The 8,442-nt window shown below is 67.6% G+C and carries 10 protein-coding genes and 1 pseudogene; 5 read left to right on the top strand and 6 right to left on the bottom strand.

Annotation, left to right across the window (positions count from 1 at the left end):
* Nucleotides 1-26 precede the first annotated feature (26 nt).
* A complete protein-coding gene (locus tag sphsw_RS13395) occupies nt 27-1,928 on the top strand; it encodes an alpha/beta hydrolase family protein (protein ID WP_042467304.1) in 1,902 nt (633 codons plus the stop codon).
* A 118-nt stretch (nt 1,929-2,046) separates the two neighbouring features.
* Here the strand turns inward: sphsw_RS13395 and rpsD are convergent, their stop codons facing one another.
* Nucleotides 2,047-2,661 (bottom strand): 30S ribosomal protein S4, encoded by a 615-nt coding sequence (gene rpsD, locus sphsw_RS13390; protein ID WP_031394942.1) that lies wholly within the window; start codon nt 2,659-2,661, stop codon nt 2,047-2,049.
* A gap of 192 nt (nt 2,662-2,853) precedes the next feature.
* Here rpsD and sphsw_RS13385 point away from each other — a divergent pair, with 192 nt between their 5' ends.
* Entirely contained in the window at nt 2,854-3,153 is a 300-nt protein-coding gene (locus tag sphsw_RS13385; protein WP_031441044.1) for a chorismate mutase, read from the top strand.
* Between the two features lie 151 nt (nt 3,154-3,304).
* On the opposite strand, the gene sphsw_RS13380 is transcribed toward sphsw_RS13385, so the two are convergent.
* The 5 genes from sphsw_RS13380 to rpiB all read right to left on the bottom strand — a co-directional run bounded on the left by sphsw_RS13380 (nt 3,305) and on the right by rpiB (nt 7,051).
* Entirely contained in the window at nt 3,305-4,441 is a 1,137-nt protein-coding gene (locus sphsw_RS13380) for a TrmH family RNA methyltransferase (protein ID WP_081874324.1), read from the bottom strand.
* Between the two features lie 194 nt (nt 4,442-4,635).
* Nucleotides 4,636-5,100 (bottom strand): transcriptional regulator NrdR, encoded by a 465-nt coding sequence (gene nrdR, locus sphsw_RS13375; protein WP_031394945.1) that lies wholly within the window; start codon nt 5,098-5,100, stop codon nt 4,636-4,638.
* Entirely contained in the window at nt 5,101-5,280 is a 180-nt protein-coding gene (locus sphsw_RS13370; RefSeq protein WP_031394946.1) for a hypothetical protein, read from the bottom strand.
* Between the two features lie 5 nt (nt 5,281-5,285).
* Nucleotides 5,286-6,596, bottom strand: a complete 1,311-nt coding sequence (locus sphsw_RS13365; RefSeq protein ID WP_031441042.1) for a serine hydroxymethyltransferase — start codon at nt 6,594-6,596, stop codon at nt 5,286-5,288.
* Nucleotides 6,593-7,051 (bottom strand): ribose 5-phosphate isomerase B, encoded by a 459-nt coding sequence (rpiB, locus tag sphsw_RS13360; RefSeq protein ID WP_031441041.1) that lies wholly within the window; start codon nt 7,049-7,051, stop codon nt 6,593-6,595. The genes sphsw_RS13365 and rpiB overlap by 4 nt, the downstream gene beginning before the upstream one ends.
* A gap of 160 nt (nt 7,052-7,211) precedes the next feature.
* Here rpiB and sphsw_RS13355 point away from each other — a divergent pair, with 160 nt between their 5' ends.
* The 3 genes and pseudogenes from sphsw_RS13355 to sphsw_RS19440 all read left to right on the top strand — a co-directional run.
* Nucleotides 7,212-7,649 (top strand): hypothetical protein, encoded by a 438-nt coding sequence (locus sphsw_RS13355; RefSeq protein WP_042467299.1) that lies wholly within the window; start codon nt 7,212-7,214, stop codon nt 7,647-7,649.
* A 10-nt stretch (nt 7,650-7,659) separates the two neighbouring features.
* Nucleotides 7,660-8,229 (top strand): sigma-70 family RNA polymerase sigma factor, encoded by a 570-nt coding sequence (locus sphsw_RS13350; RefSeq protein WP_031441039.1) that lies wholly within the window; start codon nt 7,660-7,662, stop codon nt 8,227-8,229.
* Nucleotides 8,222-8,442: pseudogene (locus tag sphsw_RS19440) on the top strand (anti-sigma factor); the annotation flags it as partial. The gene sphsw_RS13350 and the pseudogene sphsw_RS19440, both read left to right, overlap by 8 nt.

Below are 8,442 nucleotides of genomic sequence, written 5' to 3'. Positions count from 1 at the left end.
CGGGCGCCGCGGACCCGGCCGGGCCGATGGCGGCGGCGTTCGGCGCGCGCGAGGCGGTCCAGCAGATGAGCCTGTCGCCCGACGGGACGCATGTCGCGATGATCGTACCCGTTCGCGGGCACGGTGCCGCGCTGCGGATCGCGAACATGACCACGGGCGAAGTGGCACAGCCGATCCTGTCCGCGGCGGGGGATCCCGAAACGCTGACCTCCTGTCGATGGGCCACCGACATCCGCGTGATCTGCCAGATCCGGACCGCGTCGAAGAGCAGTTTCGGGCTGATCGGCTTCAGCCGGACGGTCGCGATCAATCGCGACGGCAGCGCGATGAAGATGCTCAGCGCCCGCACCAACGACCGTTCGCTCGGCATGATGCAGGACGGCGGCAGCGTGATCGACTGGACCGCCGACGGCGTCGCCGGCGCTGTGCTGATGACGCGCAGCTTCGTGCCCGAGATGACGACCGGGATGCAGACTGCGAGCAGCGGCGAGGGCCTGGGAGTCGAACGGATCGACAGCGTCACGCTCGCACGGCGGACGATCGAGGCGCCGCGCGGGACGGCGGACGAGTATATCAGCGACGGTCGCGGCATGGTGCGGATCATGGGGCTGCGCAGCCGAAGCAACTCCGGCTACGAAACCGGGCGGACCGACTATCTGTACCGGAAGCCCGGCGATCGCGCCTGGTTGCCGCTGAGCCGGCTGGAGGGCGATCAGAACGGTACCGGGTTCAATCCCTATGCCGTCGATCCGGCGCTCAACATCGCCTATGGCTTTGACGACAAGGATGGCCGCCAGGCGCTGTTCAAGGTCGCGCTGGACGGCACGCTCAAGCGCGAGCTCGTGCTGGCCCACCCCGATGTCGATGTCGACGGCCTGATCCGCATCGGCCGGCAGAGCCGCGTGGTCGGCGCCACCTATGCGACCGATCGGCGCGAGGTGGCGTTCTTCGACCCTGCGCTGCGCGCGCTGGCGGCGTCGCTCAACGCGGCGCTGCCGGGGAAGCCGATCGTGACGTTCATCGATGCCAGTGCGGATGAGAACACGCTGCTGCTGTTCGCGGGCAGCGACGTCGATCCCGGCCGCTATTACCTGCTCGACCGCAAGACCCGGAAAATGGGCGAGGTGATGCCGGCGCGCGCGCAGCTCGCCGGCATCCCGCTCGGCAGCGTCAAGCCGATCAGCTTTCGCGCGGCCGACGGGACAATGATCCCGGGCTATCTGACGCTTCCCGCCGGCAGCAGCGGCAAGGGGTTGCCCGCGATCGTGATGCCGCATGGCGGGCCGGGTGCGCGCGACGAATGGGGGTTCGACTGGCTCCCGCAATTCTTCGCCGCGCGCGGCTTTGCCGTGCTTCAGCCCAATTTCCGCGGCTCGACCGGCTATGGCTCGGCCTGGTTCCAGAAAAACGGCTTCCAGTCGTGGCGCACCGCGATCGGCGATGTCGACGATGCCGGCCGTTGGCTGGTGACACAGGGAATTGCCGCGCCCGCCACGCTGGCGATCGTCGGCTGGTCCTATGGCGGCTATGCCGCGCTGCAATCGGCGGTCACCGAACCCGGGCTGTTCAAGGCGATCGTCGCGGTCGCGCCGGTGACCGATCTCGATGCATTTCGCGAGGAAGCGCGCGGGTTTACCAGTTATACGGTGGTCGACGCCTTTATTGGTCACGGTCCGCACGTTCAGGCGGGATCACCCGCGCGCCATGCCGACCGGATCACCGCGCCCGTCCTGATGTTCCACGGCGACCGCGACCGAAATGTCGGCATCGACGAATCGCGGCTGATGGCATCGAGGCTGAAGGGGGCGGGCGGCAAGGTCGAGCTCGTCGAATTCCCCGGTCTCGATCACCATCTGGACGACGATGGTGCGCGTACCCTGATGCTTGCCAAGGCGGATGCATTTCTCCGCAACGCGATGGGGATGTAGCGCAACGAAAAAGGGCGGCCCCGGAGGACCGCCCTTTTCCTTTTTCGAACCGCGCCGTGGCGGGGCCACGTCGTCGGACGTCGCCTGCGCGACGCCGGCCGGTCTCGCGTCGCTCGACTTAGCGCGAATAGAACTCGACGACGAGGTTCGGTTCCATCTTCACCGGGTAGGGCACTTCGTCGAGCGTGGGCACGCGCGTGAAGGTGACCTTGGCGGCGCCGTCGGTGGCGACATAGTCGGGGATCTCGCGCTCGGCGAGGGTCTGTGCTTCCATCACCAGCGCCATCTCCTGCGCCTTGGTGCCCAGCGTGATCTCGTCACCGACGAAGCAGCGACGCGATGCGACGTTGCACTTCACGCCGTTGACGCGGATGTGGCCGTGCGAAACGATCTGGCGGGCCGCGAAGATCGTCGGCGCGAACTTGGCGCGGTAGACGATCATGTCGAGACGCTGCTCGAGCAGGCCGATCAGGTTCTGGCTGGTATCGCCCTTCATGCGTGCGGCTTCGAAATAGCAGGCGCGGAACTGCTTCTCGGTCACGTCGCCGTAATAGCCCTTGAGCTTCTGCTTGGCGCGCAGCTGGATACCGAAGTCGCTGACCTTGCCCTTGCGGCGCTGGCCGTGCTGGCCGGGGCCGTATTCACGCTTGTTGACCGGCGACTTGGGGCGACCCCAGATGTTCTCGCCCATACGGCGATCGAGTTTGTACTTTGCGCTCTGACGCTTCGACATAGTATAACCTTTGCAAATGCAAACAACGTTGGTCCCGGTATCGCTCTGCTGGTCGTCATAGGACCCGAGGGTCCGGACAAGGCAGGGCCACCGCTTCACCGGGGTGCAGGGCCATTGCGAAGGCGGGCGCCTAGACGCCGCGCCTGCCAGAGTCAAGCTGGACAGCGTGCGGGCTGCTCGGCAAGAGGCGGCATGACCATCCTATCCGGCCCCGACTGTACCACCATGACCGAGGTCCGCGCGGGCGTCGACGCGCTCGACCGCGAGCTCGTCGCGCTGCTGGCCAGACGCTTTGCCTATATGGACGCCGCCGCGCGCATCAAGCCCGAGCGCGGCCATGTCCGCGACGAGGCGCGCAAGACTCAGGTGATCCAGAATGCGCGGGCCGAGGCCGCGCGGCTGGGGTTGCCGGACGCGGCGATCGCGGATCTGTGGGAGGGGCTGGTCGAGGCGTCGATCGCGTATGAGCTGGCGGCGTTCGACCGGCGCTAGAAGAACAGGCCTGCCTTTAACCAAGTCCGTCATTCCCGCGGAGGCGGGAACCCATAGTGGCAAAGTTTGGCCCATTGAGCGCCAGCGTTCGCCAGTATGTATCCCCGCCTTCGCGGGGATGACGGAATTCGGGTAGGCGCGCCTGCTCCCCTCACCCCCGCGGCTTCTTCCCCGCCAGCGACGACAGCACGCCGCGCATCGTGCGGATTTCCTGGCTCGACCAGCCGGGCTTGGTCAGCAGCGTGCGCAGCGTGCGGCGCGTCGTCTGGATCTTGTCGGGCGGATAGAAGAAGCCCGCGCCCATCAGCATTGTGTCGAGCTGGCCGATCATCCCGTCAAGCTCCTCCTGCGGCGCGGGCGGCATGATCGGGTTGATCGAGGGCTGGCTGAGCTCGCGCTCCGCGGTCAGCCCCTTCGACCATTCATAGGCGACCAGGATCACCGCCTGGGCGAGGTTGAGCGAGCCGAATTCGGGGTTGATCGGCACGGTGATGATCGTCCGCGCGACCGCGACGTCGTCGGTTTCGAGCCCTGAGCGCTCGGGTCCGAACAGGATGGCGGAGCGGCCGGGCGCGGCGTGGATCTCGGTCGCGGCCTGTTCGGGGGTCACGACAGGCTTGGTGACGCCGCGCTTGCGGACCGTTGTCGCGAAGACCTGTGCGCAGTCGGCGGTGGCGGCGGCGACGCTGTCATAGACCTTGGCGTTCTGCAGGACGATGTCGGCGCCGCTGGCGGCGGGGCCGGCCGACGGGTTGGGCCAGCCGTCGCGCGGGGAGACGAGGCGCATCTCGACGAGCCCGAAGTTGAGCATCGCGCGCGCGGCCTTGCCGATGTTTTCGCCGAGCTGGGGGCGGACTAGGATTATGACGGGGGGTGGGGTTGGGTCCGCCACGGTGCTTCGACTTCGCTCAGCACGAACGGGGGGAGGGAGTGAGGCATCAACGGCGGAGGGTGGTGCGGCACCCTCCTCTTCCTCCGTTCGCCCTGAGCGAAGTCGAAGGGCACGCTCCCGCGGGGGGATCGCCGCATCGTGCAGATCCGCCCAATCGCCACGCGAGAGCGCTTCCTTCTTGCGCCGCGACCAGCCCTTGACCTGGAACTCGGCCGCGAGGGCCTCGTGTCGGGACGGGAAGTCCTGGCTCCACATCAGCGTCACGGGGCGGCGCGTCTGCGTGTAGCCAGCCACCTCGCCGAGGTTGTGCTGGCCGATCCGGCGTTCGAGATCGTCCGTATGTCCGGTGTAATAACTGTCGTCGGCGCAGCGCACCATATAGGCCCAGAATGTCATGGCCGGGGCTTACGCGGTGGCGTGGTGGTCAAACAAGTCCTTCGACTTCGCTCAGGACGAACGGGGTGGGGGTGGTGCGCGTCTCGACGAGCGCGCGGGCTCTCGGGGCCGGGTGGCCCGCAGGACCTCGCCCCCTTCCGTTCGCCCTGAGCGAAGTCGAAGGGCCCCCGCCAGGGAAACGACCGACGGTCAGATCACTCCGCCCGCCCGACCTCCTCGACACTCCCGGCAAATGCCTCGAAGTCCTTCGCCTCGCTGAAGTCGCGGTACACGCTAGCGAACCGGATATACGCGACCGAATCGAGCCCCTTGAGCCCGTCCATCACCATCTCGCCAATCCGCTTCGACGTGACGTCGTTCTCGCCGAGCGTCTCGAGCCGGCGCTGGATCCCGCTGACGAGCTTGTCGATCCGTCCCGGCTCGATCGCGCGTTTGCGCGTCGCGATCGAGAGCGAGCGGAGCAGCTTCTCGCGGTCGAACGGCTCCCGGCGCCCCTCGCTTTTCAGCACGAACAACTCGCGCAGCTGGATGCGCTCGAACGTCGTGAAACGCGCGGCGCAGCCTTCGCATTGGCGCCGGCGCCGGATTGCCGCCCCGTCTTCGGTGGGGCGGCTGTCCTTGACCTGGCTGTCTTCATGTCCGCAAAAGGGGCAGCGCATTCAGACCTTCTTCTTGCCCTTGTAATAGGCATAGCCCGCGCCCGCGAGCGCGCCGAAGATCGGGCCGATCACCGGCACCGGAATCGCGACGACCGCGCCGAGCGCGCTCCACTTGGCCATGCTCTTGCCGAGGCCGGGGGTCGCCTTGATGTCGTTCTGGATGTCATCGATCTTCGACATGCTCGTTATCCTTGATAGATGGGGAAGCGCGCGCACAGCGTGCGAACACGTGCCCGAACGTCCGCCTCGACCTGCGGGTCCCCATGCTCGCCCTTTTTCGCGAGCCCGTCCAGCACGTCGGCGACCATGTTGCCGATCTCGCGGAATTCGGCCGGACCGAAGCCGCGCGTCGTGCCGGCAGGGGTGCCGACGCGGATGCCGCTGGTCTTCATCGGCGGGAGCGGATCGTTGGGGATGCCGTTCTTGTTGCAGGTGATCCCTGCACGCTCGAGCGCCTCGTCCGCGTCGCGACCGGTGATGCCGAGCGGGGTGAGGTCGATCAGCGCGAGATGCGTGTCGGTGCCGCCTGAGACGACGTCCGAGCCGCGCTCCTTGAGCGTCGCCGCCAGCACCTTCGCATTCTCGACGACGGCGGCGATATAGCTCTTGAAGTCGGGCTGGAGCGCCTCGCCGAACGCGACCGCCTTGGCTGCGATCACGTGCATCAGCGGCCCGCCCTGAAGCCCCGGGAACACCGCCGAGTTGATCTTCTTCGCGATGGCCTCGTCGTTGGTCATGATCATGCCGCCGCGCGGACCGCGCAGCGTCTTGTGCGTGGTCGTGGTCACGACATGCGCATGGCCGAACGGCGTCGGGTGAAGCCCCGCCGCGACGATGCCTGCGAAATGCGCCATGTCGACCATGAAATAGGCGCCGACCTTGTCCGCGATGGCGCGGAAACGGGCGAAATCGATGACGCGCGGATAGGCCGAGCCGCCCGCGATGATCAGCTTCGGCTGATGCTCGACCGCCAGCGCCTCGACCTGGTCATAGTCGATCAGGTGCGTGGTGGCGTCGACGCCGTACTGAATCGCGTTGAACCACTTGCCCGACTGGGCGGGCTTGGCGCCGTGGGTCAGGTGGCCGCCGGCGTCGAGGCTCATGCCGAGGATCGTGTCGCCGGGCTTGACCAAAGCGAGCATCACCGCGCCGTTCGCCTGCGCGCCCGAATGCGGCTGGACGTTGACAAAGCCGCAACCGAAGATCTGCTTGGCGCGCTCGATCGCGAGCGTCTCGACCGTGTCCGACGGCGCGCAGCCCTGGTAATAGCGCTTGCCCGGATAGCCTTCGGCATATTTGTTGGTGAAGACCGAGCCCTGCGCCTCGAGCACCGCCTTGGAGACGATGTTCTCGGATGCGATCAGCTCGATCTGGGTCTGCTCGCGCTCGAGCTCCGCCTCGACGCCGGCGAAGACGGCGGCATCGGCATCGGCGAGGCCGCGGGTGAAGAAGCCGTCCGGCTGGACGTCATGGAGCGTGTTGGGCTGGGTGCTCATGCGGGGACCTTTGCGGAAGTCCGGTCGACGGCGGAGAGCTTGTCGACACGGTGTTGATGACGGCCGCCGGCGAAATCGGCGGACAGGAAGGCGTCTACGCACGCTTTTGCCATTTCCTCGCCGATCAGGCGGGCGCCCATCGCGATGGCATTGGCGTCGTTGTGGATCCGCGCGAGGCTCGCCGACAGCGGCTCGGAGACGAGCGCGCAGCGGCAGGCGGGATTGCGATTGGCGGCGATCGAGATGCCGATGCCCGAGCCGCACAGCGCAATGCCGCGCTCGGCGCGACCGTCGTCGATCGCGGCGGCCAGCGCATAGCCGTAATCGGGATAATCGACGCTCGCGGTGCCCTCGGGGCCGAGATCGAGCACGTCGTGCCCGGCCTCGCGCAGCCACGCGGTCAGCACCGCTTTCAACGAAACGGCGGCATGGTCGGACGCGATGGCGATGCGCACCTGGCGTATTCCTGTGATCGGGATCGGGTGCCCAGCCCTTTACCGAGCCGAGCCGGGATTTGCCACACCTGTTCGCGAAGGCGGCGCATAGAGCCTGACGATCCCCCGCCGCCAGGGGGAGGATTGCAATGACCGCCCTGCCGCCTGCAAAGAGATCCCCATGAAAGCTCTCGCCCTAACCGCCGCCCTTGCCGCCCTCGTCCTCGCCGCCTGTTCCGGACCGGCACCCGAGACGCGCGGCGATGCGAGCATGACGTCGGCGGGCGCAACCGAGACGACGCGCCCCGAAAAGGTCGTCGCAGAACCGACGCGCGACCTGTCGGGGCGGTGGATCGGCGTCGAGGGCATGGTCCTCGACGTGACGCCGGCGGGTGAACCGGGGCAGTTCCGGCTCGCGATGCAGTGGGATCTCGACCACAAGGGGGTGTTCGATGCGCGCGCGGTCGGCGACACGATCGTCTTCACGCGCGACGGGGTGCGCGAGATCCTGCGGCCGACGAACGGCGACGCGACGGGTCTGAAATATCTGGCCGGCAAGACCGACTGCCTGACGGTCAAGACGGGCGAAGGCTATTGTCGCCGCGGATCAACGCGCTAGTGTCGGTCGCGTGACCCTGTCCAAGCCCCAGGCGGATGCCGCCCGCGCCCATCTCTCGAGTGTCCTGATCCGGACCGGCGAGGAAGACCGTGACGCCTTTCGCGAGCTTTATGCGCTGACCCAGGCGAAGCTTTTCGGGATCACCCTGCGTATCTGTGGCAATGCTCAAGCCGCGGAGGATGTGCTGCACGACGTCTATCTCACGATCTGGAAGCGCGCCGGCGGCTGGGAACCCGGTCGTGCGAGCCCGATCACCTGGCTGGCGACGATCGCGCGCAATCGTGCGATCGACTGGCAGCGCGCACAGGGCGTCCGCCGCGCCTCGCCGATCGACGATGCACCGGACATTGCCGACCCGCAGCCGAGCGCCGAGGCCTTGCTGCTCGACGACGAGGCGACGCGGCGGTTGCACGCCTGTCTCGAGGGTCTGGAGCAGCAGCAGCGCGACGTGATCCGGACCGCGTTCTTCGATGGCGTGACCTATGCCGAGCTCGCGCTGCGTCGCGCGGTGCCGCTCGGGACGATGAAGAGCTGGGTGCGGCGCGGGCTGGCCCGATTGAAGGATTGCCTCGGTGGCTGATCGTGATCCGCTTGCGGGCGAATTCGCCCTGGGCCTGCTCGAGGGCGACGAGCGGGCGGCGGCGGTGCGCCGCCTGCTCGCCGAACCCGGTTTCGCCGCCGATGTGGAATGGTGGCGCACGCAGTTCGCGGCGCTGTTCGACCTGTGGCCCGAGCATGACGCGCCACCGCAGCTCGCGGCGCGGGTCGAGACGAGTCTCGACGCCCTCACCCG

The organism is Sphingomonas sp. FUKUSWIS1, assembly GCF_000733135.1.
GTDB lineage: Bacteria > Pseudomonadota > Alphaproteobacteria > Sphingomonadales > Sphingomonadaceae > Sphingomonas > Sphingomonas aerolata.
The sequence above is the reverse complement of the archived record's forward strand: the minus strand, read 5'-3'. Positions and strand labels throughout refer to the sequence as shown.